Source organism: Agromyces cerinus (assembly GCF_016907835.1).
Taxonomy (GTDB): Bacteria; Actinomycetota; Actinomycetes; order Actinomycetales; family Microbacteriaceae; genus Agromyces; species Agromyces nitratus.
Window position 1 is genome coordinate 1,403,670 of the sequence record NZ_JAFBCT010000001.1, and the last position, 24,294, is coordinate 1,427,963.

Consider the following 24,294-nt stretch of genomic DNA (forward strand, 5'->3'; position numbering starts at 1 on the left):
GCTGGAGGGGTGATGAGCCTCTCGCCGGCCGAGCGTTACGCGCTCTCCCGTCAGCAACGCCGCCAGCCGCGTCTCGCCGACTTCGTCGCGGGCCAGCGTTTCGACCTCGACCCGTTCCAGCTCGCCGCCTGCAGCGCGCTCGACGAGGGGCGCAGCGTGCTCGTTGCCGCGCCCACGGGCGCGGGCAAGACGATCATCGCCGAGTTCGCGGTGTTCCTCGCCATGCAGGAGCAGGGCGCGAAGGTCTTCTACACGACCCCGATCAAGGCGCTCTCGAACCAGAAGTACCAGGAGTTCGTCGACACCTGGGGGGCCGAATCGGTCGGCCTCCTCACCGGAGACACGAACGTCAACTCGGGTGCGCGCATCGTCGTGATGACGACCGAGGTGCTCCGCAACATGCTGTACGCCGACTCGCCGCTGCTCGACCGTCTCGCGTACGTGGTGATGGACGAGGTGCACTACCTCGCCGACCGCTTCCGCGGCGCTGTCTGGGAAGAGGTCATCATCCACCTCCCCGAGGCGGTGCGGCTCGTCTCCCTGTCGGCCACCGTCTCGAACGCCGAGGAGTTCGGCGACTGGCTGCAGGCGGTTCGCGGTGACACCGACGTCATCGTCTCAGAGGAGCGGCCCGTGCCGCTCGAACAGCACGTGATCGTGAAGTCGAAGATGCTCGATCTCTTCGACTCGTCGGGGCAGGCGGCGACGAATCGCGTGAATCCCGAGCTCAAGCAGCTCGCGCGAGCGGGCGGGCGATCGATCTCCGGCCGCTCGACTCGCGGGCAGCGGGGCGGCGACCGCGGTCGCTACCACCGTGATGCGCGCAGCGGCAATGGGCGTGCAGATCGACCCGAGGTCGTCGCGATGCTGCAGGGAAAGAACCTGCTGCCGGCGATCGTGTTCATCTTCTCGCGGGTCGGGTGCGATCAGGCGGTGCGTCAGGTGCTGCGCAGCGGCATCCGTCTCACCGAATCCGCCGAGCGCGCCGAGATCCGGCAGATCGTCGAATCACGCGCACGCATGCTCCGCGATGAGGACCTCGCGGTGCTCGGCTACTGGGAGTGGCTCGAGGGACTCGAGCGCGGCGTCGCCGCCCACCACGCGGGCATGCTCCCCGCGTTCAAGGAGATCGTCGAGGAGCTCTTCCAGCTGAAGCTGCTGAAGGTCGTCTTCGCGACCGAGACACTCGCGCTCGGCGTCAACATGCCCGCGCGCTCGGTGGTGCTCGAGAAGCTCGAGAAGTTCAACGGCGAGGCGCGGGTGCCGATCACGCCGGGGGAGTACACCCAGCTGACGGGTCGTGCCGGCCGCCGCGGCATCGACGTCGAGGGGCACTCGGTCATCCAGTGGGTCGACGGGCTCGACCCCGAGGCCGTAGCCGCGCTCGCCTCCCGGCGCAGCTACCCGCTCAACTCGAGCTTCCGGCCCACGTACAACATGGCCGTCAACCTCATCGATCAGTTCGGTCGTGAGCGCACGCGCCAGATCCTCGAGCTCTCATTCGCCCAGTTCCAGGCCGACCGCGCGGTCGTCGATCTCGCCCGCACCCTGCGCAAGCAGGAGGAGTCGATGGCCGGCTTCGAGCAGGCGATGCGCTGCCACCTCGGCGACTTCGGCGAGTACGCCGCACTCCGGCGTCGCATCGGCGAGATCGAGCGTCAGTCGTCGAAGGGCAACCCGACGCATGCGCAGCGCGATCGGATGCAGCGAGAGCTCACGGCGGCTCGCAAGGCGATGCGCGCGCACCCGTGCCACGGCTGCGCCGAGCGCGAGTCGCACGCCCGGTGGGCCGAGCGCTGGTGGCGGCTGAAGACCGAGCACGAGCAGCTCTCGCGGCAGATCCGAACCCGCACCGGCCAGGTCGCGAAGCGGTTCGACCGGGTCACCGAGGTGCTCGAGTCGCTCGGCTACCTCGACCGCGACGCATCCGGCGCGCTCGTCTCCACCTCGTCGGGGCGCATCCTGAAGCGCATCTACGGTGAACGCGACCTGCTCGTGGCGGAGTGCCTGCGGCGCGGCATCTGGGACGGCCTCGACGAGGCCGGCATCGCCGCGATGGCGGCATCACTCGTCTACGAGCCGCGACGCGACGACAGCAATGTCGAGTACCGGCTGCCCCGCGGTCGGTTCCGAGAGGCGTTCGAACGCACGACCGACACCTGGGCGGTGCTCGACGACATCGAGCGCGACCACCGGCTGCCCGGCAGCGAGGTGCCCTCACCCGCACTCGCATCGGCGATGCACGCGTGGGCGCGCGGCACGAGTCTCGGAACCGTGCTCGCCGATACCGAGCTCGCAGCCGGCGACTTCGTGCGCCTCTCGAAGCAGGTGGTCGACCTGCTCGACCAGGTCTCGATCGTCGCCGATGCCGAGCTCGGGGCGACAGCGCGATCCGCCATCGACGCCGTGCGGCGCGGAGTCGTCGCGTACGGCGCACCCGCATGAGCGGCCTCCGCCGTCGCTTAGGCTGATCTGGTGCCCGAGAAGTCCCATCGCCCCCTCCTGCCGCTCTGGGGCGCGGTGCTGGCCGCTGCAGCCGGCGGGTTCGCCTACGACCTCGGTTTTCCCGGCGCGAGCATCTGGCCGCTCGCGTTCGTCGGCATCGCACTCGCGCTGATCAGCCTCATCGGCCGCTCGGCGTGGGGGGCCGCCCTCGTCAGCTTGGTCTTCGGGCTCTCGTTCTATCTGCTGCAGGTCTCGTGGACCTCGCTCTACCTCGGCCCGGTGCCGTGGCTCGCCCTCTCGATCCTCGAGGCCCTCTTCGTCGCGGGCGGCGGCGTGCTGATCGCGCTCGCCTACCGGTGGTTGCCCCGGGTGAGCGGCTCACCGTGGATCCGGCTGGTCGCGCTGCCGCTGCTCGTCGCGGGCCTCTGGTGCGTGCGCGAGGCCGCCGTCGGCACCATGCCGTACGGCGGGTTCCCATGGGCTCGGGCGGCGCTCAGCCAGTCCGAGAGCCCGTTCGCCCAGGTGGTGTCGTGGGCCGGCTCGACGGGCCTCAGCTTCGTGATGGTGGCCATCGTGGCCGGGGTCATCGAGTGGGTGCGGGTCGCGGGGTGGCGCCGACCGGCGACCGTGCTGCCCGTCGCGGCGCTGCTCGCCGTGTCGATGCTCGTGCCCGCGTGGCAGACGACGCCGGCGGGTGATCTCCGGGTCGCGAGCGTGCAGGGCAACGGGCCCTCCGGCTACTTCGACGAGCGCGAGCCGGGCGACGTGCTCGCCGCGCAGCTCGCGGCGACCGAGCCCATCCTCGACGAGGAGGGCATCGACGTGCTGCTCTGGCCCGAGGGCGGTTCCGACATCGACCCGACGCGGAGCGAATCCGTCGCCGGCATCTTCGATCGGTTGGGCGAGGAGCTCGATGCGCCGATCGTGCTGAACACCGTGACCGTGCGCGACGACGAGTACTTCAACACCTCGATGCTCTGGAGAGCGGGGGAGGGCGCCGTCGCGCTGTACGACAAGCGGCACCCGGTGCCCTTCGGCGAGTACATCCCCGATCGGGACTTCTGGTACGCGCTCGCGCCGGATCTGATCGGTCTGGTGCAGCGCGGCTACACCCCCGGCACGAACGCGCCGGTGTTCGACCTCGGCGACGCCGTCACCGGGCTCGCGATCTGCTTCGACGTCATCTACGACGACGTCATCTGGGAGGGGGCGCGCGACGGCGCGCAGCTCTACATGTTCCAGACCAACAACGCCGACTTCCGCGGCACCGACGAGAATCAGCAGCAGCTCGCGATCGCCCGGCTCCGGGCGATCGAGACGGGTCGCTCGGTCGTGAACATCTCGACGGTCGGCACGAGCCAGGTGATCGACCCCTCGGGGCGCACGATCGATTCGCTGCCTGCCTACGAGCAGGGCGCGATGGTCACCGACGTCGAACTGCGCGACGGGCTCACGCCGTCGGTCGTGCTCGGCTCGAGTGTGCCGGTCGTGATCGTGATCGGTTCACTGGCGGCATTGATCGCCGCGGGCATCATCGCGCGCCGACGGTCTCGCGACCGCGGCGGCGATGACGACGCCATCGGAGCGGATGCGCCCTAGGCGCCGATCTTCTGGCCGCGACGGGCGCGAAGATAGCTGAGCCGCTCTTCGAGCAGCTCTTCGAGCTCGGCACGGGTGCGTCGCTCGAGCAGCATGTCCCAGTGGGTGCGGGCGACCTTCTCGCCCGAGCGGTCGATCTCGACCGGCTTCGAGTCCACGAGCAGCACAGCGGATGCACCGCAGTGCTTGCACTCCCACGACTCGGGCAGCTCGGCCTCGGTCGAGAACGTCATCACGGTCTCGCGACCGCAGGTCTCGCAGCGATAGGCGTACTCCGCACGGTCTGCGAACACCACGCCGTCTTCACTCTGCAGGCTCTGTGCGCCGATGCGCATGCCTCGAAGGCTCCTGTCCGCCATGGCGTACTCCTCTCGCTCGTCTCTATGTCTAAACGATCAAGCTGGGCATTCCCTTTCCGGAGCCTGAGGTTTACCGGGGAATTCTCAGCTTCTCGCTGCGATGAGCGGGAGCGCGACGTCGGCGCGGTCGGTCACGAGGCCGTCGACGCCGAGGTCGAGCAGTCGCGTCATGTCGGCGGGTTCGTTGATGGTCCAGACATGCACTTCCGCTCCAGCGCGGTGCACGGCAGCGACGAAGCGATCGGTCACGAGCGGCAGCACGCCGATCCGCTCGGGCACCTGCAGTGCACGGGCGCCGTGCAGTGCTCGGTGCATGGCGGACGTCGAACCGGTGAGCGAGGCCAGGCGGGTTCGGATGACTCCGGCGCCGCCGGCGGAGGTCGCCGTGTCGGGCAGCAGCGCCGCGAGGCGTCGTCGTCTGCGCTCGGAGAAACTCGTGAGCAGCACTCGCGAACCGGCGCGGGTCTTCGCCACCGAGGCAACGGTCGCCTCGACCGCGCTCTCGACCTTCACGTCGATGTTGAACCGGGTCTCGGGAAACGCATCGAGCGCCTCTTCGAGGGAGCAGAATCCCTGCCCGTTTCCGAGGCCGATGCGTCGCAGTTCGGCCATCGTGAGCTTCTCGACGTCGACGGCGCGATCGGCGACGCGTTCGAGTGTCGGATCGTGCGCCACCACCGCGACACCGTCGGCGCTCAGATGCACGTCGGTCTCGACGTACTCCGCTCCGATCGCGACGGCCTTGGCGAAGGCGAGGAGGGTGTTCTCGGGCGCTTCGAGGGCGAGGCCGCGGTGCGCGAGCACTCGCGGCCTCGACGGCTCGAAGTAGGCGGTGACCACGGGCCTCCCGTCAGAGACGCGGGCCGGTCGCGCCGGGCGCTTCCGGCGCCTGCGGGGGAGCCGCGGGGGTGAACGCCTTGCCGATGCCCTTCAGCGCCTCGGTGAGTTCGCTCGGCACGATCCAGAGCTTGTTCGACTCGCCCTGCGCGATCTGGGGGAGCATCTGCAGGTACTGGTACCCGAGCAGCTTCGGGTCGGCGTCTCCCTTGTGGATGGCGTCGAAGACCGTGAGGATCGCCTCGGCTTCACCCTGGGCGCGAAGCACAGCAGCCTTCGCATCGCCCTCGGCTTCGAGGATGGCGGCCTGTCGGGCGCCCTCTGCCGTGAGGATCGCGGACTGCTTGGTGCCCTCGGCGGTGAGGATGAGTGCACGACGGTCGCGCTCGGCGCGCATCTGCTTCTCCATCGAGTCCTGGATGGAGTGGGGCGGATCGATCGCCTTGAGCTCGACGCGTCCGACGCGGATGCCCCACTTGCCGGTCGCCTCGTCGAGCACGATGCGCAGTTGACCGTTGATGTTGTCGCGCGAGGTGAGCGCTTCCTCGAGGTTCAGGCCGCCGACCACGTTTCGCAGCGTCGTGGTCGTCAGCTGCTCGACGGCGCCGAGGTAGTTCGCGATCTCGTACGTCGCGGCACGGGCGTCCGTCACCTGGAAGTAGACGACCGTGTCGATCGAGACGACGAGGTTGTCTTCGGTGATGACCGGCTGCGGCGGGAAGGAGACGACCGTCTCGCGCATGTCGACGAGCGGGCGCAGCCGATCGATGAACGGCACGAGGATGTTGAGCCCGGGGCTGAGGGTCTTGTGGTAGCGGCCGAGCCGCTCGACCACGCCGGAATAGGCCTGGGGGATGATGCGGATCGATTTCGCCAACACGACGATGACGAAGATGACGATCGCGATGACGACGATCGCCGCGATGATGCCGGAAACGTCCATCAAGCCCCAGTGCTCCTCTCCACCGGAACGACGACCGCCGTCGCTCCGTCGATACCGGTCACGAGCACACGCTCGCCGACCGCGACATTCGTCTGCTCGGTGATGGGCGACAACCGAGCCGTCCACACGTCGCCGTTCTGCAGTCGCACCTGACCACCCGCCGGGGTGACGGTGCGCACCACCTGGCCGTCGGCGCCGATGAGTGCGTCGATGTTGCTGCGCGTCGGATCGCCGCCACGCCGCAGCATCCGCAGCAGCGGTGGCCGGAGCAACAGGATCAATGCGACCGCGACGAGCGCGGCGATGATGAACTGCGCCCACCACGGAATGCCGAACAGACCCGACAGCAGACCGGCGACGCTGCCGAGCGCGAGCATCAGGAACGTCATCTCGAGCGTGAAGACCTCGATGGTCGCGAACGCGAGGATCAACACGAGCCAGACGATCCACGCGTACTGGGTCAGCACATCCAATTCGTTCTCCTTCGCACGGCGTCTACTGAAACTATCAGGGCGCCTGACCCAGTGGGTCGCGGCGGCGGACTTGATAGTCTCGGTTCGCCTGTTCTGTGCGGACCACGTCCGTCAAGCCCCGAGGAGTTCCCCTGTGACCAACCCGCTCGCCCCCGAAACCCTCGACGGCCGCGTCGCTCTCGTCACCGGCTCCTCGCGTGGAATCGGCGCCGACACCGCCCGCTACCTCGCGGCCGCCGGGGCATCCGTCGTCATCAACTACCGCAGCAAGGCCCCTCGCGCCGAGAAGGTCGTCGCCGAGATCACCGAGGCCGGTGGCACCGCCATCGCCGTCGGAGCGGACCTCACCGACGCGGCATCCGTCGCCTCGATGTTCGAGCGCGCCGCTGCCGAACTCGGCCCGATCGACATCCTCGTGCTCAACGCCTCGGGCGGCATGGAGACCGGCATGGGCGATGACTACGCCATGCGCTTGAACCGCGACGCCCAGGTCAACGTCGTCGAGGGCGCGCTGCCCCACCTCGCTCCCGGAGCGCGCATCGTGTTCGTCACGAGCCACCAGGCGCACTTCATCCGCACGACGCCGACGATGCCCGAGTACGAGGCCGTCGCGCTCTCGAAGCGTGCCGGTGAAGACGCGCTCCGCGCGAAGCTGCCCGAGCTCGAGGCCGCCGGGTTCGAGTTCGTCGTCGTCTCGGGCGACATGATCGAGGGCACCATCACGGCGACCCTGCTCGAGCGCGCGAACCCCGGAGCGATCGAGGCCCGCAAGCAGGACGCCGGCCGGCTGTTCAACGTCGCCGAGTTCGCTGCCGAGGTCGCCTCCGCTGCGGTCGAGCCGGTGCCCGCCGACAACACCCGCTACGTCGGCGACACCTCGGGCTTCGCACGCGAGGGCGATGCCTGAGCACACGCCACTGAGACGACTCGCCTGAGACGCAGAAAGCCCGCCGAAGCAATCGCTTCGGCGGGCTTTCCCGTTCGTTCGAGCTACTCCGCAGCGGGCGTGACGCCGCGTCCGAAGGTGAACGCGCGAACGATCTGCACGATGCCGAGCACGATGAGGCTGATGCCGGCGATGACGAAGAGGATCGCGATTCCCCACAGCGGCGAGAACAGCACCACGATGCCGGCCACGATGCTCAGGATGCCGAAGAAGATCGCCCATCCTCGCGAGCCTGCGTCACTCGACTGGGCGAGCGCGACGATTCCCTCGACGATCCAGAGGATGCCGACGAGGATGCCGAGGAAGATGCCGAAGAAGACGGCCGACTCGCTCGGGTTGGCGAGCACGATGATGCCGCCGACCACGAAGAGCAGGCCCAGGATGATGTCGAGCGTTCGTGCGCCGCCCGAGATGCCCTTCGAGAAGATGCCGAGACCGAGGTAGGCGATGCCGGCGATCAGGAAGTAGATGCCGAACAGCACCGTGATCACGACGGCGGAGTCCTTCGGCCAGAAGGTGATGAGGAAGCCGAAGATGAGCGCGACGGCGCCGCTGATGCCGAGCGTCGCGCGGATGGTGTTGATCGCCGACTTCGTGAGTGACGATGCGTCGAGCGAGAATGACGCGAAAACCCCGGTGGGTTGCGACGTAGACATTGTTGTGTCCTTTCTGGCGGCGGCGGGTGCCGTGCAGGGATCAGGCTATGGCCGTCGGTCGCCTGAGTGTCGGATGTGAATCCGCGAGTCTTCGGATGTCGCGGGGTGACCGTGTGCTGTCGTTGATGCCCGATTTCGGCGAACGCAGGTCGCGACGAGGTGGGCCTGCCAGTATCGGTGCATGGCGGAAGAGGTGCTGAGCGGCGGCAACATGGAAGTCGTGGTGCGGGTCGGCGACACCGTGCGCCGAGTGGCAGGCGAGTGGACCCCCTCGGTTCAGGCGTGGCTGATGGCGATTCGCGGGAGCGGCGTCGAGCAGGTGCCGGAGCCGCGGGGGAGGGACATCGAAGGTTGGGAAGTGCTCGGCTACCTCCCGGGTTCGACGCTCGATCGTGCGGAGCCGGCCGTGCTCTGGTCGTCGGCCGTGCTCGAGCAGGCGGGCCGGTTGCTGCGGCGGATTCACGATGCCGAGGTGCCACCCGGGCTCGCCTCCGGTATCTGGCGTACCCAGCGGCACGATCCGGTCGAGGTGATCTGCCACAACGACTTCGCACCGTACAACCTGCTCGTCGATGGCGAACGACTGGTCGGCGTCATCGATTTCGACATGGCGTCGCCTGGGCCGCGAATCTGGGATCTCGCGTACCTCGCATATCGCCTCGCACCCTTCGCCGAGGATGCCGACGGATTCGACGAGGTACAGGCGAACGGCGGTGAATCCCGGATGACCCGTTTGCACCGTGTGATCGACGCGTACGGCGTTCCGTACGAGGCATCCGCTGTACTGGCGACCGCCGCGGAACGCCTCGAGGAACTCGCCGCATTCACCGATGCCCGCGCGATGGAGACCGAGCGCACCGACCTCGTCGCGCACGCCGCGATGTACCGTCGAGACGCTCAGCGCCTCCACCGTCGCCTGCAACGGCCGGCACAATGAGCGCCGACACGGCGACCGTGCTGTCGCTGCCGTTCACCGGGATGTGGATGGCGCAGAACAGCCCTGCCCGCCGGGTGCCGAGCCACGGGGTCGACCTCTTCGGCGAGCGGTACGCCATCGACTTCGTCGCGGTCGATCGGCATCGACGATCGGCGGAGCGGCGTGACTGGCGCACGCTCGTCTCGACCGAGCCGGCCGAGCGCTTCCGCGGATTCGGGCGATCCATCCTCGCGCCGGCCGACGGCATCATCGTCGATGTCCACGACGGTGAGGCCGATCACGAGGGCCGGCGATCGCAGCTCGCACTGGTGCCGTACGCGCTCGGGCAGGCAGCGCGTGTTCGACAGGGCCTCCACGCCGTGGCGGGGAACTCGGTGACGATCGCGTTGCAGGACGGGCGGGCGTTCGTCTCGCTCGCCCACCTTCGCCTCGGGTCGATCCGCGTCGCGGTCGGCGACGCGGTGACGACCGGGCAGCCGATCGCCGCGTGCGGCAACTCCGGCAACTCGACCGAGCCGCACGTGCACCTGCAGATGATGGACCGAATCGATCCGACTCATGCCGAAGGGTTGCCGCTGGCGTTCCGATCCTTCAGGGAATGGCGACCGCGGTCTGGCCGGCCGTACAACGTCGAGACGGGCATCCCCGGTGAGCGTTCCATCGTCGAACCGCTCGCCTGAACCGCGCAGGAATCGAGAAGCGGCGTCGCGAACGTGCGGCTAGCGTGACGCCATGGACATCACGATTCACTCGAGCTTCCTGCCGCACACCGACCCCGACGCATCCGTGGCCTTCTACCGCGACGCACTCGGGTTCGAGGTCCGAGGCGATGTCGAGTACGAGGGGATGCGCTGGGTGACCATCGGTCCGACGGGTCAACCCGACATCTCGATCGTGCTGGAGCCGCCGGCGGCCGATCCCGGCATCACCGACCACGAGCGCGATCTCATCGTCGAGATGATGGCGAAGGGCACGTACTCCGGCATCCTGCTCGCCACTGACGACCTCGACGCGACGTTCGCACAACTCCAGGCCGTGGGTGCCGAGATCGTGCAGGAGCCGATCGAGCAGGGCTGGGGGGTGCGCGACTGTGCGGTGCGCGACCCTGCCGGCAACATGATCCGTATTCAGGAGGCGCGCTGACGCGCGGTCCGCGGAATCACTCCGAGGCGGCGAGGGCGCGGTCCAGAGCGGCGCGGATGTCATCGGGCGACGTCAGCGGAACGAGCTCGTCGTCGATGAAGATGGTCGGTGTTCCCTCGGCCCCGAGTGCCACGGCCGCGTCGAAGTCGAACTGCACTCGCGCCTCGGTGGCGGGGTCGGCGACCGCCAGATCGTACGCCTCGAGGTCGAGCCCGAGATCGGCGGCGTACTCCCGGAAGACATCGGCCTTCGACACCTGCTGCTCGCCCCACTCGGCCTGGGTCTCGAAAATGCGGTCGTACATCTCCTCGAACTTGCCCTGCTGGGCCGCGGCCTCGACGGCGATCGCCGCGGTGCGCGAGTTCGTGTGCCCGGGCATCGGGAAGTACCGCGTCACGAAAGTCACCTCGCCGGCGTAGTCGGCGCGGAGCTCCTCGACGAACGGGTAGACCGCCCCGCACACCTCGCACTCGAAGTCGAGGAACTCGGTGAACGTCACCGTGCTGCCGTCGGCGACATCGAGTCGGTGACTGTTCTCGGCGACGACCGGCGTCGTCGGTGCCGCGGTGCCCGGCGCCGCTGCAGGCGCCTGGTTGGCCGTGACGGCGAAGACGATCCCCACGGCGGCGACCACGAGACCCCCGATCACGGCGAGCTGGATCTTCGTGCTGTTCTTCATCGCCAAGGTGGAGTGCCTCTCACGCCGGTGCAGGGCGGATGCCTCGGTGAGTCGCGTCTCCGAGGCATCCGTGGGTCTCGATACAGCGTACGGGAGCCGCCCTCGAGCCTGCTGAGCGGGGATCGGACCGCGCTACGCCGCCCAGCGCTCTCTCAGCCATTCCATTCCGGCGACCGCCTCGCGTCGCTGGAATGCGCGGAGCGTCGGCATGTTCGCCGGCGCGGGGAGTCGGGCCTTGTTGAAGAACGCGCCGGTCGTCGCCGCGAGGGCGGCATCGAGATCGCCCTGAGGGACGCCGTCGAACATCGGATGGGCGGAGATCACCGACTCGGCGTCGACCGTCTCGCCGCGGAGTCGAGTGTCGAGCAGGTAGCTCATGCCGTCGAACCACGGCGCACCGATCGCGGCCCACGGCCAGTCGACGAGCCAGACACGGCCGCCATCGTCGAGCAGCATGTTGTCAGCCCGGCAGTCGAAGTGCACGAGGTGATCGCCCGCGACCGCCGCGCCGGCTCGGCGCGACGCCGTCGCGAGCCGGTCGAGGTTGGCGCGAGCCCACTCGGGCAGGTGGCCGACCGCACCGTCGGCGACGAGCTCGTCCCAGCTCTCGCCGTCGGCTGAGACCTCGTCGGCGATGTTCGGGAGATCGATGGCCATGCTGCCGCGCACCCGCGGCAGGACGTGCAGCGCGTCCAGCACGTGGTGCACATCGGATCCGTCCAGACGCGCACCGGGGTGGGAACCGTCGATGTCCCTGAAGATGAGCGCGACCCAGCCGTCGAGCTCGATCCCGCCGAGCAGCTCCGGGGCGGGCAGGCCGCTGGGGGCGGCGCGCATGAAGGCGAGCTCCTGGCGGTGCAGCGCTGTCGTTCCCGCGTTGTGATCGACGTGCGCCGCCTTCACGAAAGCGCGAAGGCCGTCGCTGGTCCGGATGCGGTCGGCACTGCCGGAGGAGAAGCCGCTCGGCTGGCTTCGTGCCTCGACGACCGGTGCTCCGAGGAGGCTCGCGATCTCACTGGTGAGCTCGGGCGGCAGCGCCGCCCACTCGAGACGCTGCTGCACGTGCTGGTTCATCGGACAATCGTAGGGTGCGCTCGCGCGACCGCGCGCGACCTGACCGCCGAGAGTCTCAGTCTTCGGGGATGGCCCGCCCGAACGTCTCGAGGGTGACGACCTCAGGCTCGGGGCCGCCGCGCACGCCGGTGTCGAGCGCGTCGATCGCGGCGAGCTCCTCGCTCGTCAGCTCGAAGTCGAAGACGTCGAAGTTCTCGGCGATGCGTTCGGGTCGCACCGACTTGGGGATCGCGGAGCGGCCTTCCTGCAGGTGCCAGCGCAGCATCACCTGTGCCGGCGATTTGCCGTACTGCTCGCCGATGCCGACGATCACCGGGTCGGTGAAGGTGCTGCGCGTCGAATCGCCGCGGTAGGAGGTGATGCCGCCGATGGGGGACCAGGCCTGCGTGAGGATTCCGTGCTCGGCGTCGGCCGCCCGAACCGCCGGCTGGCTGAAGTACGGGTGCACCTCGACCTGGTTCACGGCGGGCACGACCTCGGTGCGCTCGAGCAGCTTCGCGAGGTGATCGGGCATGAAGTTGCTCACGCCGATGGCGCGCACCCGGCCGTCACCGAGCAGGCGTTCGAGCGCGCGGTAGGCGTCGACGGTCATGTCGAACTCGCTCGGCAGCGCCTGATGCAGGATGAAGAGGTCGATCGTGTCGACCCCGAGCTTGCGGGCGCTCTTCTCGAATGCGTGGAGCGTCTCGTCGTAGCCGTAGTCGCTGATCCACACCTTGGTCTCGATGAAGACGTCGTCGCGGGCAAGACCGGAGTTCCGGATGGCGTCGCCCACACCGCGTTCGTTCCCGTACGCGGCCGCCGTGTCGATGAGCCGATAGCCCGTTTCAAGTGCGGCCTCGACGGCCAGCATCGTGGCCTCGGGCGGGGTCTGGAACACGCCGAATCCGAGCGCCGGGATGGTGACGCCGTTGTTGAGCGTGAGGGTCGTGGAAGTCATGAGCCCATTCGACAGCATCCAGCCCGGTCTGGGGAGTCTCCGACGTGACCAGTACTGGCAGTACCTCCCTCACTGCGACTCGGAGGCCTACCCTCGAGACATGGACAACCGGAGCGAGGTGCGCGAGTTCCTTCGCACGAGGCGCGCCCGCATCACTCCCGAGCAGGCGGGCCTGCCGGCCTACGGCGGCAATCGCAGGGTGTCGGGGCTGCGTCGCGAAGAGGTGGCGATGCTCGCCGGTGTGAGCGTCGACTACTACACGCGTCTCGAGCGCGGCAGCCTCGCCGGGGCATCCGACACCGTGCTCGAAGCCCTGGCCAGGGCGCTGCAGCTCGACGACGCCGAGTCCGCCCATCTGTTCGACCTCGCCCGCGCCGCCAATGCCTCGCCGACGTCCCGACGCCCGCGCCCGAAGACCGGGGAGGTGCGCCCGACCCTGCAGCGTGTGCTCGATGCGATCACCGAGGCGCCGGCGATCATCAGCACCAACCGCACCGACTATCTCGCCGCGAATGCACTGGGCCGGGCGCTCTACTCCGTGGTCTTCGCCGCGCCGCAGCCGAACGGCGCGAGGTTCGCGTTCCTCGACCCGGCCGCCCAGGAGTTCTATCCCGACTGGGATCGCGTCACCCAAGACGTCGTCGCGGCACTGCGCGGCGAGGCCGGCCGAAATCCGTACGACAAGCGACTGACCGACCTCGTGGGGGAGCTGTCGACGCGCAGCGAACGGTTCCGCACGCTCTGGGCGGCCCACAATGTGCGCCACCACCGCACCGGCGTCAAACGTCTCCATCATCCGATCGTCGGCGCCCTCGAGCTGAGTTTCGAGGCGATGGAGCTCCCCGCCGATCCGGGGCTCAAGCTCTCGATCTTCACGGCCGAGCCGAACTCGGTCTCGGCCGACGCACTGAAGATGCTGGCGAGTTGGGCTGCGACAGCGGATGCCGCGGAGCACGCGCCTCAGGTCGGCGACGCCTGATCGGGGGAATGGGCGACGGTTGCCCGCGCGCTAGCGCGGGCCACCGTTCGCGATGTCGCGGAGCGCATCGAGATGCCGGACGAAGGCGGCATGCCCTCTCGGAGTGAGCTGCAACCAGGTGCGCGGCCGCTTTCCGGCATATCCCTTCTGCACGTCGACGAAACCCGCATCGACGAGCAGGGCGACCTGCTTGCTCAGCACGGAGTACGCGTTCGCGAGCGAGGTGGCTGCTTCAGATGTGTTCGGCTCGGATATGGCGGCCCCACTTCCCTGTGTTTCCCGTTCGAAAGGAACCTTCCATTTTGTCAAGTGACTAGCAGGCCCAGTTCGAGCGCAGCTACCTTGGGGATATGCGAGACGAGGATGACTCGGCAGACCGGAGTGAGACGGTCACGAGCGAGGTTGAGCCGCCGTACCAGGCGCTGCTCCCGAACCTCGACCACCTCTCGCGTTCCTCCTTCGCCGCGGGCACGGTGAGTCGTCGACGGATCGATCGGGCGCTACTCGTTCTTGCACTGGTGGCTCTGGCGATCGTGGCCGCGGTCGTCGTGCCACAGCTCGCTGGAGTCTGACACCGCGGGCGGCTTCGTTGCGGTTTCGATACTGTTCGCCGATGGACTCGCGATTCGTCGTTCGGCCGGCACGAGTCGCCGACGTCCCGGGCATGGCTCGCATGCTCGTCGCGTCGTGGCGCGAGACATACCGCGGGATGATGCCCGATCGCGTGCTCGACGATGACGGGCTCGTCGAAGCTCGCGAACGATTCTGGACCGCCGCACTCGTCGACGAGCGGTACCGCGCGAATCGCGTCGCGCTGGCCGAACGGGAAGGAATCGTCATCGGGGTCGCGATGGCCGGCCCGCCGGAAGTGCCGACGGCCGATTGGAGCACGCACCTCTACGTGCTGTACGTCCTCGCGGCAGAACACGGCACCGGCGTCGGCGCGGCGCTCCTCGACGCTGTCATCCAGGGGGACGATGAGTCGGTCGCCCTGTGGGTCGCCGACCCCAACCCGCGAGCACAGGCGTTCTATCGGAAGCACGGATTCCATGCCGACGGCGCAGTGCAGAGCGTGGAGGGTGTCCGCTCGATCCGCATGGTACGAATCCCATCGCAGCACGCGAACTGAGACGTCGCCGAGCGGGGGAGCGCCCGCGGAGATTCACCTCCGCTTGTGCCGCGCGATGGGATAGGCTCGCGCCAACAAGAGGAGATCGACATGGAACTGGTGTTCTGGCTGGCGGGTTTCGGCGTCATGATCGCGTGCGCCACGGTCTTCCTCGTCGTGCGAGCGCGACGTGCTCGACGACTCCCGGGTGATCACGACGCATCGATCCCCGGCGAACGGTCGCACAGCGAAGCGATTGCCGCGGCCCACACGGCCGGCGCCGCTCGCAGCGCCCACTGATCGAACGCACGCACTGCTTGAGTGGGTTGAAGCAGCGCTCGACGACATTCGGCTGCCCCGACCCAAAGTAGCCGCAAACATCGCCGATCAGCTCCGGCGATCAGGATTGGCAACAGGGCCTAGTAGCGTTCCCGCGGGTTGCGTGTGAGTCGTTCCGCCTCGTCGATCGCGTGCTGGCGCGCGACCTCGGCATCCGTCTGCGTCGACGTGCTGCTCGAGGTCCTGCTCCGTCGCTTCTTCAGCCAGCTTGCGATGAAGCCACCGGCGACGAGCGCGACTGCGACAATGCCGAGCGTCAGCCAGCCGCTCGCATCCATGTCCGGTGGGAGGTCGCTCATGTCGGCAGTCTAGGGCTCCTGCAGTCCATCCCGTTCGGCAGTTTCGCGATCCATCTCTACGCGGATGGTTCGTCGTAGGGGTCGGGCAGGTATGCGGTGATGTCGATCGGTTCGGTCGGCGGCAGTTCGATCGCGGGGTCGGTCATGGCGGACTTCCTCACTGAACAAGGCGGTGGTTGTATGCGTGGGCGACGACCTGCAGCCGGGATGCGAGCTCAAGCTTCGCCAGGATGCTCGAGATGTGCGACTTGACGGTCGTTTCGCTGATGTACGCGGACTCGGCGATGTCGGCGTTCGAGAGTCCGCGTGCTGCGAGGAGGTAGACCTCGCGTTCGCGGGCTGTCAGCGCCGCGATCGCCTGCTGATCCGGCTCGACGCGCGCCGACGGCGTGAGGTCGCGGATGAGCGCGAGCGTGGTGGAGGGTGCGTAGACGGAGTTTCCTTCGTGAACGGTGCGAATCGCGGCCAGGAGCAGTTCGGGTCGGGCGTCCTTCATGAGGAAGCCATGTGCGCCGGCGTCGATCGCGTGCGCGACCGCCTCCTGTCGTTGGTGCGTCGTCAGCACGATGACCCGTGAGGTGGGGGACTCAACCAGCACCCTCCGGGTCGCGGTGATGCCGTCGGCCTTCGGCATCCGGATGTCCATGAGGATGACGTCGGGGCGCACCTCGGCGGCAAGGGTGACGATGTCGTCGCCGTCGTGCGCGGTGCCGGCGAACTCGAGATCCGGCTGCGACCGGATGATCATCTCGATGCCCGCGCAGAACAGCACATGGTCGTCTGCGATGGCGACCCGGATGGGTTCACTCATGCGATGGCCTCGATCGCGAGCCTGGTGGGTTCGTCGACCGGGATGAACGCGTTGACGATGAATGCGTCTCCCTCATCGACGGCGGCGGTGAGCCAGCCGCCGGCGATCTGCGCGCGTTCCTGCATGCCGCGGATGCCGCGGCCCGGTCGAGTCGCACCCGTGGCGGAGGCCGGGGTCGCGATCAGGAGCGCCAATCCAGGCCCCCTCCAGTCCAACGTGACCGTCGTGGAGCCGTCGGTGTCGGCATGCCGGACCGCGTTCGTGAGCGCCTCCTGCACGATTCGGAAGACGCTCAACTGCTGGATGGGGGAGAGGGGCTTGCTCTCGCCGTGCTCGGCGTACACGCAATCGAGCCCCGCGCCGCGGACTCGATCCAACAGCGCCTGAAGATCGGTGAGCTTCGGGCGTTCTGCTTCGCCGAGGAGGGGGCTCGAGTCCAGGAGCTGGCGGAGTTCGGTCAACCCGTCGCGTGCCGTGTCCGCGATCGTGCTCAGCGCATTCCGGGTGCCCGCAGCGAGCGAGTCATCCGTCATTCGCGTTCCATCGGCTTGGGCAGCGATCACGGCGAGCGAATGCGCCATCACGTCATGCACTTCCTGGGCGAGCTGCTCGCGTTCCGACAGGGCGACCAGCTCGTCTTCAACCGCCGCGAGATCGCGTTCGAGCGCCTGGGCGTGCCTGCGAGCCGTGTACACCTTCGTGACCATACGAAGCGCCAGGCCGGCACACCAGGCGCCGACCGCGAGGCCGACCGCGATGACGCACGCCGCAGCGAACATCCCGACGACCTCGAACTCGCCGCCGTTCTGGTAGTCGCGGGCGGCTTGCGGCGAGTACAGCACCGGCCATTCAGCAGCGCCGAAGCTGCGGAGCGTCAGGAGCAAGGTCACGATCACCGCGTAGAGGCCGGAGGCCGGCAGCGAGATCCAATGCACGACGTAGCTGCCGAAGGCGCTGATATTGAACAGTGCGTAGAGCAGCGGCAGGTAGGCCGGCCAGCTCGTGTTGCCGAACCTCGCGCTCTCCACCAGAAGCTGCACGACGAGAACCGCACCGATCAAGCCCAAGGCCACGGCCGGCCATCGCTGGGAGATCGCGATCGCGAGGCCGAACGCGATGAACGGCACCACAGCCACGATCGGCCCGAGCGGGGCGTTCCCGAGGCGTCCGGCCTCGGCGATCCACCACAGGACGATGTAGGCCGCGCCGGCGGCAGGTGCGAGGAGAACGAGCCAGCTCGGTCGAAACAGTTTCAGATCCACATGCTCAACGTATGGCCGGATCATGATTCCTCACCTGCGATCGACCCGATCTCCTTCGCCTGGCCCAGCAATCCCATCCTGACGGAGGACATCGCAGTGGTGCCCGCCAACGCCTCGACGTCGGCCCTCGATCTCACACCGCCTAAGATTGGAGAGCCGAGACGAACCTGAGGATCCCGGGGTAGCTCGCGCAGTCGAGGATGCCGTCGTTCCAGACGAAGCCGCGAGCGGGGTAGCTCTCGTCGCTCCCGTCGGGCCCATCGACGAATCCGTCGATCCCGTAGTCGACGTTCTCGAAGTATCCGTCCGCCTCGAGACCGGCGCGAGTCGTCGCCCATGCCGCTTCGTTCATGGGCAACCGGCCGAGTACGACGAACACATGCCTCCACCGGTCCACTTGCAGACCATGCCGTCGGTCGAGTACTCGGCCAGCAGCGGGTAGTCCCAGCTCTGCACGTCGAAGTCGCGCAATGTGAGATTGTCGGCGGCGAGGTCGTCGTAGCCGGCCTTGTCCAACACCGCATCGCAGGGCGCCGACTCAACCGCCGGGGGAGTGGTGACGGTGGGCGAATCGCTCGCTTCGACCGGCTCACTGGTCGAACCCGCGGCTGACGGGGTGACGGCCCCGGTGGCCGGAGCGCAGCCCGTCAACCCGAGCGCTGCGACGAGGGAGACGTAGACCGCGGCGATCCACACAATTCTCTGCTTGCCCGCCATCGTATGGCCGGCGCGACCATCAGACGGGGCGAAGGCGACGACACCGTCCACTGCGGCCGAGTGCGCGCCGCACAGCAATGCGGCTTCGGCTGGGCACGAAGTGCCGACGACGTAGGCCGCTGGCCCGGTTTCGTGCACACATGGCCTCCGCCGGGACCAAGCCAGGGGAGTGGCTGGCGAGTTCGCGGGCGTGACCTGAATGCCAGCTAGGATCGCGGAATGCGCCCGCCAGTTCATGTCCTCGACGCGTTCGGCGCCGCCGGTCCGGCTGCGAGGCTGACGGGTGGCAGAGGGACTGCGTGGCGCGTCGGGAACGTCATACTCAAACCGCTCGACGTGCTGCCCGAAGAGCTCGACTGGTTGCACCTCGCGTCGAGCAACGTGAGCGCTGCGGAGATCCGAATGAGCCTACCGATCATGAGTCGGTCGGGGGAGCTGATCGTCGACGGGTGGACGGCGTTTCCCGTGCTCGAAGGTGAACACCGAGCGGGCAGGTGGGCAGAAACCGCGAGGGTCGCTTTCGAGTTTGCAGACCAGTTCCGAGGAGTCGACCGACCGGACTTCATCGATAGGCGGACTCATGCCTGGGCCCGCGCTGATCGTCTCGCGTGGGATGAGCGCGTACCCGCCGATATCGACGGCGCACCGTTTCTCGCAGATCTGCTCGCGGCGCGTCTGGCCATCTCGGAGTCTCCGGGCATCGTCCATGGTGATCTCAGCGGGAACGTTCTGTTCGATGAGATGCATGTGCCGTCGGTTATCGATCTCACGTTGTACTGGCGGCCCGTCAAGTATTCCGTGGCGATCGTCGCTGTGGACGCGGTGTGCTTCGAAGGAGCGCCCCCTTCGTTGCTCGAAACGATCGAGCCTTCCGACCACTTCTCGCAGTACCTCGTGCGTGCACTGATCTTTCGGATCGCGACCGATTGGTTCAACGAAATCGCCGCTTCACGGCTCGCCGTGTACGAGGACGTCAGCAGGCGTGTGCTGGAACTTGTGTCCGCTGACGGTCGGATCCGACACGAGTAACGTGCCACTCATCAAGTGAATCGCGCATTCATCTGCCGATAGGGCCTCATGCGCGAAGCGAAGCGCTCGGGTTCGGAGACGGTGTCATCACTACGAGGCCGCGATGTGCTCCGTCAGCGTCTTCGCCAATGACGGCACATCCACCGCCGTTGTCGTCTCAACAGCTATCACGGGCAGGCCTGTGATTGGAGCTGCGGACGAGCTGAGCGCCTCCCACTCTGGAAGGCGCCCAGCGTCGGCATGCGCAACGTGGCGATCTCGCGTGAGGAACCGTTCCCGTGCAATTTCAAGCGAGATCTGGCACCAGATCTCGACGCCACGCGGTGCACCAAGTGCGTTGAAGCCGCGACGAAAATGCGAGTCGTCTCGACCTGCCGCCCAGAAGGATTCGACGATCACCGTTCCGCTGAGCATCCTTGCGATCGCCCAGACGTTCTCAGCGGCGACCGCTCCCAGCTGCGACGTCGGCAGCGAGACGTTCATCGCGTCGCTCAGCGCTTCCTTGATCGCATCCTTCGCGATCAGAGGAACCGCGAGTTCTCGAGCGAGCGAACTGGCCAATGTCGTCTTGCCCGCACCCGGAACGCCGTTCACAACAATCAGGAAGTCGATCACGATTCGAGCGTAGATGCAGCGTCTGCTCAGCGCACGAAAACGGATAATGCAGTCCGTTTCCTGGGGTAAACCAGGAGCGCTCCAGCTCGTAACACTGAATGGCGAGACCCTCGGCAAGCCGGCCATCTCGACGACGTGTCGACGAAGCGTCTCGAGTATCTAGCGCCCGAGCCGGAAACTGAGGTATTCGTATCTTTCCCTCGGTGCATTCTCACCGACGCAACGACGCAGCGGATCGCATGGGACAGCAGGTGCGGTCGGTTTGCGTTTGATGGTGCTTCTCCGGGGAACATACTGTCGCATTGGTTGAGCGTTCGATGGAGCTCCGGTGAGGTAGCCGATAATGCACATTATGTCTGAATGAGAATCCCCGATCTGCAGGATTCGCAGGGCCTACCCCGGCCGCGCGGCGCTCAGATGGGGTCGAACAGTCAGATCTGGAACGCCGGGATGAACTCAAGGATGCCGGGATAGCTGGCGTAGTAGAGGATGCCGTCGCGCCAGGCGAATCCGCGCGACGGATAGCTCTCGTCTTCACCGTCCGGTCCGTTCGTGAACCCATCGACTCCACCAGCGTTGTCCCGCTGGAAGCCGGCCGCCTCGAGCTCGGCTCGCGTTGTCTCCCATGTCGCCTCATCCATCGCCAGCTGGCCGACGACGACATTTACGTCGCCGCCGCCGGCCCACTTGCAGACCACACCGTCGGCCGCGAAATCAGAGAGCAGCGGATAGTCCCAGTTCTGGAATTCGAAGTCGACCGGCGTGAGATTTGTCGCAGCGAGATCAGCGTTGCCAGCGTCGTCGAGCGTGGTGTCGCAGCCTGCGAGCTCCACTACGGGTGCGGTGCTCGCCTCAGGGGTGGAATTGACGGTACTGCTGGGAGGTGCCGTCGCCTCCGTCACGGCCGGACCTGGTTGGCTGGTGCAGCCGACAAGCGCAAAGGCGATGACTGTGGTGCCGATTCCGACAATGACCGACTGAGCGGAGATACGCATCCGGTTAGCGTAAGGCTCAGCCGAGAGTCCGAGCGTCCGGGACGCCCCTGTTGTGGGAACTTCGGGGGCCGATCTCGCCCTCTTGATGGGGCGAATCATGCTCATCTCGAACACGACGCAGCCGAAATGGACGTTTCGGGCACCAGCGGACATGTATGTGTAAGTCGAACGAAATGGACGGGGTTACGCGGTGGCCGATGATCTGGACGAACTGCTGCGTCGCTCGCAGCCCGAGCTGGCCGAGCGCAGCCGAAATCTGAGCTTTGCGTTGGATGACCTGGTGAGCGCACAGCCGCTCACCGTCAAACGTCGATGGCGGCCGATGCTTGCCGGCAGCTTCATTGTGTTCGCGCTCGCGGGTGGCGCCTCGATCGCCGCGGCCACGCCCGGCGTGCTCGCGTGGTTCGGGTGGACGGATAACGCGACGTCCCACTCGCGGGGCGAAGAGATCTGCCATGAAGGGTTCCGCGTCGTTTCGGCCTCGAAACAGGACTCGGAGTCGGATTCAATACACGCTGCTCGGGAGTACCTCGCGACGCTCGATATCAACGCCGTCGACATCAGCGAGCAACTTGCCGAACAGATCCAGGACGGTGGAGGACCGAGGAACCCCGAGTCCGTGGCGCGCAGCATGGCCATTTACGAGCTGACGGTTGAGCACGTCGCGAGCCTCGGCCTCCCGACCGAGGATCTGTCCATCGAATCGGGCGGCCTCTGCGACGGGGGCGAGCGATGACCCGGGCATCGAGCCCCCGCGTGGCGGAGCTGACCAGCGCACTTCGCGCCAACTCATCCGATCTGCTTGCCTATTTCGAGCGACGCACCGAGCCCCGTGCCGACGCGGCCGATCTGCTCAGCGACACCATGATCGTCGCTTGGAAGCGAGTCGACCGCCTCCCCACCGACGAAACAGATGCCCGAAAGTGGCTCTTCGGTATCGCGTCCCGGGTCCTGTCTGCTTCCCACCGCGCAAGCCGGCGCCGGCACGCTGCCGTCGAGCGCCTTCGCGATGAACTCACTCGCGCAAGGCTGGTCACACCGACCGAGGTGGAGTCGCTCGAGGAGTCCGAGCAGATACGTGCCGCGATAGCGAGACTGCCTCGCCAACTCCAGGAACTTGTCCGACTGGTCCACTGGGACGGATTCAGCCTGATCGACGCGGCCGTCGTGACAGGAACCTCCGCATCGACCGCGCGCTCACGGTACGCCCGCGCCCGTGAGCTCCTGCGCGACCATCTCGGCCCAACAGCCACTGAGATGCGGTCCACGTCCGCCATGACCGAGCAGTAGCAACACTCGACGCACACGAGGAGCACACACATGGATGTTCAGCCGATCGATCCCGCCGCTATCGACCTGCCCGTCACCAAGTCGATCGATATCACCGCCTCCCTGCGGGAGGCTCTCGTCTCAGGAGTCCGAGATCTGGGGAAATCTGGATAAGGGACTTCACCATCAGAAGTGGCAAAGGTCGGATGCTGCACTGTGCTGAAGCCCACCATGACTCCCCTCCTCCCCCGAGTGCACGTAACAATGCCAGGACGGCCGCCGTGTCGGCTGCGGAAATTGCTGTCCGGTCATCGGAGCACAGTGGTAGAACGGCGGGATGCACAAGATTCTCACGTTCCCTGAGCAGCTGCGGCTGATCAACGAACGGTCGGCCGCCTTCCGCACTGCGGTCGCCGCGGCGCCGAGCCTCGACATTCAGATGACGACCCATCCCGCGCGGACGTTGTTCGATCACGTGCAACACGTGGGCATGGGTCGCCGCAAGGCAGCCGCCATCGTCACCGCCGGGCCCGCGGACGGTCCGCCAGAGGAGTCGGCATGGGGAGGCAGCACGGGTGCGCCTCGGGAGCGCGAGGCTCTCCTGGCCTGGTGGGTCGAGTCAGTAGAGCACCTGGCGAGTGTGCTGCGCGAGGCGGGCCCGGATCGCGGTTGCTGGACATGGTGGGCGGACTCACCGTCACCGCAGACCTCAGGGGCCTGGGCGCGGCGCCAGCTCCACGAGATCGCGGTGCACACCTACGACGTCCAGCTCACTGGGGGTGCCCCGCAGCCGATACCGGAGAAGATCGCCCTCGACGGTTTCGACGACTGCCAGTTCACCCTCTGCGCGACGACGGTCGCCTGGCCACACGACCCTGCCATCGTCGACTACCACGCCACTGAGGGCCGCTCCTGGCGCCTCCGGCTGTCCCACGACGGCGCACAGGTCGCCCACATCGCGCCCGCTGTCAGCGAGGACCCCGACACGGCCAACGCCTCCGCCCGAGGCACGGCCAGTGACCTGGTCCTGTTCTTCTACGGACGCAGAACGCTGGATTCGCTTCAGTTCGAAGGCGAACGTCGTATCTTCGATCAGCTCGGAGCCTGGGACCCGTCCGTGTGACAACCGACGACATGCGATCTCGTGCGCCCGAAGGCCGAGGCCGCAGCAACGTCGCAGGTATCCGGCTCGTGCTTCGCATGTGGTTCGTCAGCTGTGCTGCGCACGCTTGAGGAGCAGGTAATCGATACTCGAACCTCCAGCGACGACGTGCTGGACAAGACGGGCCTCGATGCGGCTCTCGGCGACGATGCCGCGCCAATCGAGTCCAGCGGCTGCCGCGGCCCGAATTGCTCCATCGAGTTCGTTGAGCACCGGCACAAGATCCTCGACAGCGGGCTTGGCGGTCCCCCAGTCGGTTCGAAGGCGCACAGCGACAGGATCCGTCTCAGGAAGACTACGATGCGCTTTCGAGGGCTGTCCGGCCTTCACAGGCTGACACGAACCCTGCGACCATCGAAGCTGACGATGTCGCCGAGCTGCAGCTGCCGTCCACGTCGGCGATCAACTTCGCCATTCACGGCCACAGAGCCGTTGATGATGGCCTCTTTCACGTCTCCACCAGAGTCGAGGAGCCCAGCGAACTTCAGGAACTGCCCGAGGCGAATGATCTCGCCGCCGATCGGGACGTCGTCGATCGGAGCCGGGTTGGTCATCCCCGAATGTTAGTCGACCAGGTTCCGGCTCCTCAGCCTGTCCTCATCGGACGACCGCAAGCGGATCCCTCTGAATCCGGCAGCCACGCAGATCTGGAAGGCGCCTGCGGCGACCGGATTCACG

At 67.2% G+C, this 24,294-nt stretch carries 32 protein-coding genes; 14 read left to right on the plus strand and 18 right to left on the minus strand.

From position 1 onward, the window contains the following. Positions 1 to 12: 12 nt before the first annotated feature. Both JOE59_RS06415 and lnt read left to right on the plus strand, forming a co-directional pair. Positions 13 to 2,445: a DEAD/DEAH box helicase gene (locus JOE59_RS06415; protein WP_204463283.1), complete on the plus strand. Its 2,433-nt coding sequence runs from the start codon at positions 13 to 15 to the stop codon at positions 2,443 to 2,445. 30 nt (positions 2,446 to 2,475) lie between these two features. Continuing rightward, positions 2,476 to 4,044 (plus strand): apolipoprotein N-acyltransferase, encoded by a 1,569-nt coding sequence (lnt, locus tag JOE59_RS06420; RefSeq protein ID WP_204459423.1) that lies wholly within the window; start codon positions 2,476 to 2,478, stop codon positions 4,042 to 4,044. Here the strand turns inward: lnt and JOE59_RS06425 are convergent. From JOE59_RS06425 to JOE59_RS06440, 4 genes are all read right to left on the minus strand, one after another. Then, positions 4,041 to 4,403: an RNA polymerase-binding protein RbpA gene (locus JOE59_RS06425; protein ID WP_179550125.1), complete on the minus strand. Its 363-nt coding sequence runs from the start codon at positions 4,401 to 4,403 to the stop codon at positions 4,041 to 4,043. The two genes, lnt and JOE59_RS06425, sit on opposite strands and share 4 nt — an antisense overlap. An 84-nt stretch (positions 4,404 to 4,487) precedes the next feature. Further along, the gene (locus tag JOE59_RS06430) at positions 4,488 to 5,243 is read right to left on the minus strand and encodes a glycerophosphodiester phosphodiesterase family protein (protein ID WP_204459424.1); all 756 of its coding nucleotides are present in this window, start codon (positions 5,241 to 5,243) and stop codon (positions 4,488 to 4,490) included. A 10-nt stretch (positions 5,244 to 5,253) separates the two neighbouring features. Next, the gene (locus tag JOE59_RS06435; protein WP_204463284.1) at positions 5,254 to 6,183 is read right to left on the minus strand and encodes an SPFH domain-containing protein; all 930 of its coding nucleotides are present in this window, start codon (positions 6,181 to 6,183) and stop codon (positions 5,254 to 5,256) included. Continuing rightward, entirely contained in the window at positions 6,183 to 6,650 is a 468-nt protein-coding gene (locus JOE59_RS06440; protein WP_307837126.1) for an NfeD family protein, read from the minus strand. Before JOE59_RS06440 ends, JOE59_RS06435 begins: the two co-directional genes overlap by 1 nt. Before the next feature lie 139 nt (positions 6,651 to 6,789). Between JOE59_RS06440 and JOE59_RS06445 the strand changes: the two genes are divergently transcribed. Beyond that, positions 6,790 to 7,563 (plus strand): SDR family oxidoreductase, encoded by a 774-nt coding sequence (locus JOE59_RS06445; protein ID WP_204459425.1) that lies wholly within the window; start codon positions 6,790 to 6,792, stop codon positions 7,561 to 7,563. 83 nt (positions 7,564 to 7,646) lie between these two features. On the opposite strand, the gene JOE59_RS06450 is transcribed toward JOE59_RS06445, so the two are convergent. After that, a complete protein-coding gene (locus tag JOE59_RS06450) occupies positions 7,647 to 8,258 on the minus strand; it encodes an HdeD family acid-resistance protein (RefSeq protein WP_204459426.1) in 612 nt (203 codons plus the stop codon). A 181-nt stretch (positions 8,259 to 8,439) separates the two neighbouring features. On the opposite strand from JOE59_RS06450, the gene JOE59_RS06455 reads away from it, so the two are divergent. From JOE59_RS06455 to JOE59_RS06465, 3 genes are read left to right on the plus strand one after another with little or no spacing between them, the layout of a single operon-like run. Further along, complete coding sequence (locus tag JOE59_RS06455) at positions 8,440 to 9,195, plus strand: phosphotransferase (protein ID WP_204459427.1); 756 nt, start codon at positions 8,440 to 8,442, stop codon at positions 9,193 to 9,195. Then, a complete protein-coding gene (locus JOE59_RS06460) occupies positions 9,192 to 9,875 on the plus strand; it encodes a M23 family metallopeptidase (RefSeq protein ID WP_204459428.1) in 684 nt (227 codons plus the stop codon). Before JOE59_RS06455 ends, JOE59_RS06460 begins: the two co-directional genes overlap by 4 nt. A 52-nt stretch (positions 9,876 to 9,927) precedes the next feature. After that, entirely contained in the window at positions 9,928 to 10,338 is a 411-nt protein-coding gene (locus tag JOE59_RS06465; RefSeq protein ID WP_204459429.1) for a VOC family protein, read from the plus strand. Positions 10,339 to 10,354: 16 nt separating this feature from the next. Here the strand turns inward: JOE59_RS06465 and JOE59_RS06470 are convergent, their stop codons facing one another. From JOE59_RS06470 to JOE59_RS06480, 3 genes are all read right to left on the minus strand, one after another. Further along, positions 10,355 to 11,017 (minus strand): DsbA family protein, encoded by a 663-nt coding sequence (locus JOE59_RS06470; RefSeq protein ID WP_204459430.1) that lies wholly within the window; start codon positions 11,015 to 11,017, stop codon positions 10,355 to 10,357. Positions 11,018 to 11,149: 132 nt separating this feature from the next. After that, on the minus strand, positions 11,150 to 12,091 hold the full coding sequence (locus tag JOE59_RS06475; RefSeq protein ID WP_204459431.1) for a phosphotransferase: 942 nt from the start codon (positions 12,089 to 12,091) through the stop codon (positions 11,150 to 11,152). A 55-nt stretch (positions 12,092 to 12,146) separates the two neighbouring features. Beyond that, a complete protein-coding gene (locus tag JOE59_RS06480) occupies positions 12,147 to 13,031 on the minus strand; it encodes an aldo/keto reductase (protein WP_204459432.1) in 885 nt (294 codons plus the stop codon). A gap of 100 nt (positions 13,032 to 13,131) precedes the next feature. On the opposite strand from JOE59_RS06480, the gene JOE59_RS06485 reads away from it, so the two are divergent. Continuing rightward, positions 13,132 to 14,010: a helix-turn-helix transcriptional regulator gene (locus JOE59_RS06485; protein WP_204459433.1), complete on the plus strand. Its 879-nt coding sequence runs from the start codon at positions 13,132 to 13,134 to the stop codon at positions 14,008 to 14,010. A 30-nt stretch (positions 14,011 to 14,040) separates the two neighbouring features. On the opposite strand, the gene JOE59_RS18945 is transcribed toward JOE59_RS06485, so the two are convergent. Then, entirely contained in the window at positions 14,041 to 14,319 is a 279-nt protein-coding gene (locus tag JOE59_RS18945; protein WP_204459434.1) for a transcriptional regulator, read from the minus strand. A 41-nt stretch (positions 14,320 to 14,360) separates the two neighbouring features. On the opposite strand from JOE59_RS18945, the gene JOE59_RS06495 reads away from it, so the two are divergent. The 3 genes from JOE59_RS06495 (at position 14,361) to JOE59_RS06505 (ending at position 15,418) form a co-directional block, all read left to right on the plus strand. Beyond that, complete coding sequence (locus JOE59_RS06495) at positions 14,361 to 14,582, plus strand: hypothetical protein (protein ID WP_204459435.1); 222 nt, start codon at positions 14,361 to 14,363, stop codon at positions 14,580 to 14,582. A 41-nt stretch (positions 14,583 to 14,623) separates the two neighbouring features. Further along, positions 14,624 to 15,139: a GNAT family N-acetyltransferase gene (locus tag JOE59_RS06500; RefSeq protein WP_204459436.1), complete on the plus strand. Its 516-nt coding sequence runs from the start codon at positions 14,624 to 14,626 to the stop codon at positions 15,137 to 15,139. Between the two features lie 90 nt (positions 15,140 to 15,229). After that, the gene (locus JOE59_RS06505; protein ID WP_204459437.1) at positions 15,230 to 15,418 is read left to right on the plus strand and encodes a hypothetical protein; all 189 of its coding nucleotides are present in this window, start codon (positions 15,230 to 15,232) and stop codon (positions 15,416 to 15,418) included. Positions 15,419 to 15,537: 119 nt separating this feature from the next. Here JOE59_RS06505 and JOE59_RS06510 read toward each other — a convergent pair whose 3' ends face one another. The 5 genes from JOE59_RS06510 to JOE59_RS06530 all read right to left on the minus strand — a co-directional run bounded on the left by JOE59_RS06510 (position 15,538) and on the right by JOE59_RS06530 (position 18,597). Further along, entirely contained in the window at positions 15,538 to 15,756 is a 219-nt protein-coding gene (locus JOE59_RS06510) for a hypothetical protein (protein ID WP_179550117.1), read from the minus strand. A 157-nt stretch (positions 15,757 to 15,913) separates the two neighbouring features. Further along, the gene (locus tag JOE59_RS06515; protein ID WP_204459438.1) at positions 15,914 to 16,567 is read right to left on the minus strand and encodes a response regulator; all 654 of its coding nucleotides are present in this window, start codon (positions 16,565 to 16,567) and stop codon (positions 15,914 to 15,916) included. After that, entirely contained in the window at positions 16,564 to 17,829 is a 1,266-nt protein-coding gene (locus JOE59_RS06520; RefSeq protein WP_204459439.1) for a sensor histidine kinase, read from the minus strand. The genes JOE59_RS06515 and JOE59_RS06520 overlap by 4 nt, the downstream gene beginning before the upstream one ends. A 142-nt stretch (positions 17,830 to 17,971) precedes the next feature. Beyond that, positions 17,972 to 18,181: a hypothetical protein gene (locus JOE59_RS06525; protein WP_204459440.1), complete on the minus strand. Its 210-nt coding sequence runs from the start codon at positions 18,179 to 18,181 to the stop codon at positions 17,972 to 17,974. Further along, a complete protein-coding gene (locus tag JOE59_RS06530; protein ID WP_204459441.1) occupies positions 18,178 to 18,597 on the minus strand; it encodes a hypothetical protein in 420 nt (139 codons plus the stop codon). Before JOE59_RS06530 ends, JOE59_RS06525 begins: the two co-directional genes overlap by 4 nt. A gap of 168 nt (positions 18,598 to 18,765) precedes the next feature. Between JOE59_RS06530 and JOE59_RS06535 the strand changes: the two genes are divergently transcribed. Continuing rightward, the gene (locus JOE59_RS06535; RefSeq protein WP_204459442.1) at positions 18,766 to 19,575 is read left to right on the plus strand and encodes a phosphotransferase; all 810 of its coding nucleotides are present in this window, start codon (positions 18,766 to 18,768) and stop codon (positions 19,573 to 19,575) included. Positions 19,576 to 19,665: 90 nt separating this feature from the next. On the opposite strand, the gene JOE59_RS06540 is transcribed toward JOE59_RS06535, so the two are convergent. After that, complete coding sequence (locus tag JOE59_RS06540; protein WP_204459443.1) at positions 19,666 to 20,190, minus strand: P-loop nucleotide/nucleoside kinase family protein; 525 nt, start codon at positions 20,188 to 20,190, stop codon at positions 19,666 to 19,668. A gap of 431 nt (positions 20,191 to 20,621) precedes the next feature. Next, a complete protein-coding gene (locus JOE59_RS06545) occupies positions 20,622 to 21,185 on the minus strand; it encodes a hypothetical protein (RefSeq protein ID WP_204459444.1) in 564 nt (187 codons plus the stop codon). Positions 21,186 to 21,375: 190 nt separating this feature from the next. On the opposite strand from JOE59_RS06545, the gene JOE59_RS06550 reads away from it, so the two are divergent. The 3 genes from JOE59_RS06550 (at position 21,376) to JOE59_RS06560 (ending at position 23,577) form a co-directional block, all read left to right on the plus strand. Beyond that, positions 21,376 to 21,921, plus strand: a complete 546-nt coding sequence (locus JOE59_RS06550) for a hypothetical protein (protein ID WP_204459445.1) — start codon at positions 21,376 to 21,378, stop codon at positions 21,919 to 21,921. Positions 21,922 to 21,941: 20 nt separating this feature from the next. After that, positions 21,942 to 22,475, plus strand: coding sequence for an RNA polymerase sigma factor (locus JOE59_RS06555; protein ID WP_307836977.1), 534 nt, complete (start codon positions 21,942 to 21,944; stop codon positions 22,473 to 22,475). 316 nt (positions 22,476 to 22,791) lie between these two features. Beyond that, on the plus strand, positions 22,792 to 23,577 hold the full coding sequence (locus JOE59_RS06560; protein WP_204459447.1) for a maleylpyruvate isomerase N-terminal domain-containing protein: 786 nt from the start codon (positions 22,792 to 22,794) through the stop codon (positions 23,575 to 23,577). An 87-nt stretch (positions 23,578 to 23,664) separates the two neighbouring features. Here the strand turns inward: JOE59_RS06560 and JOE59_RS06565 are convergent, their stop codons facing one another. Beyond that, positions 23,665 to 23,829: a hypothetical protein gene (locus JOE59_RS06565; RefSeq protein WP_204459448.1), complete on the minus strand. Its 165-nt coding sequence runs from the start codon at positions 23,827 to 23,829 to the stop codon at positions 23,665 to 23,667. A gap of 113 nt (positions 23,830 to 23,942) precedes the next feature. Beyond that, complete coding sequence (locus JOE59_RS06570) at positions 23,943 to 24,170, minus strand: RNA-binding S4 domain-containing protein (RefSeq protein ID WP_204459449.1); 228 nt, start codon at positions 24,168 to 24,170, stop codon at positions 23,943 to 23,945. Positions 24,171 to 24,294 lie beyond the last annotated feature (124 nt).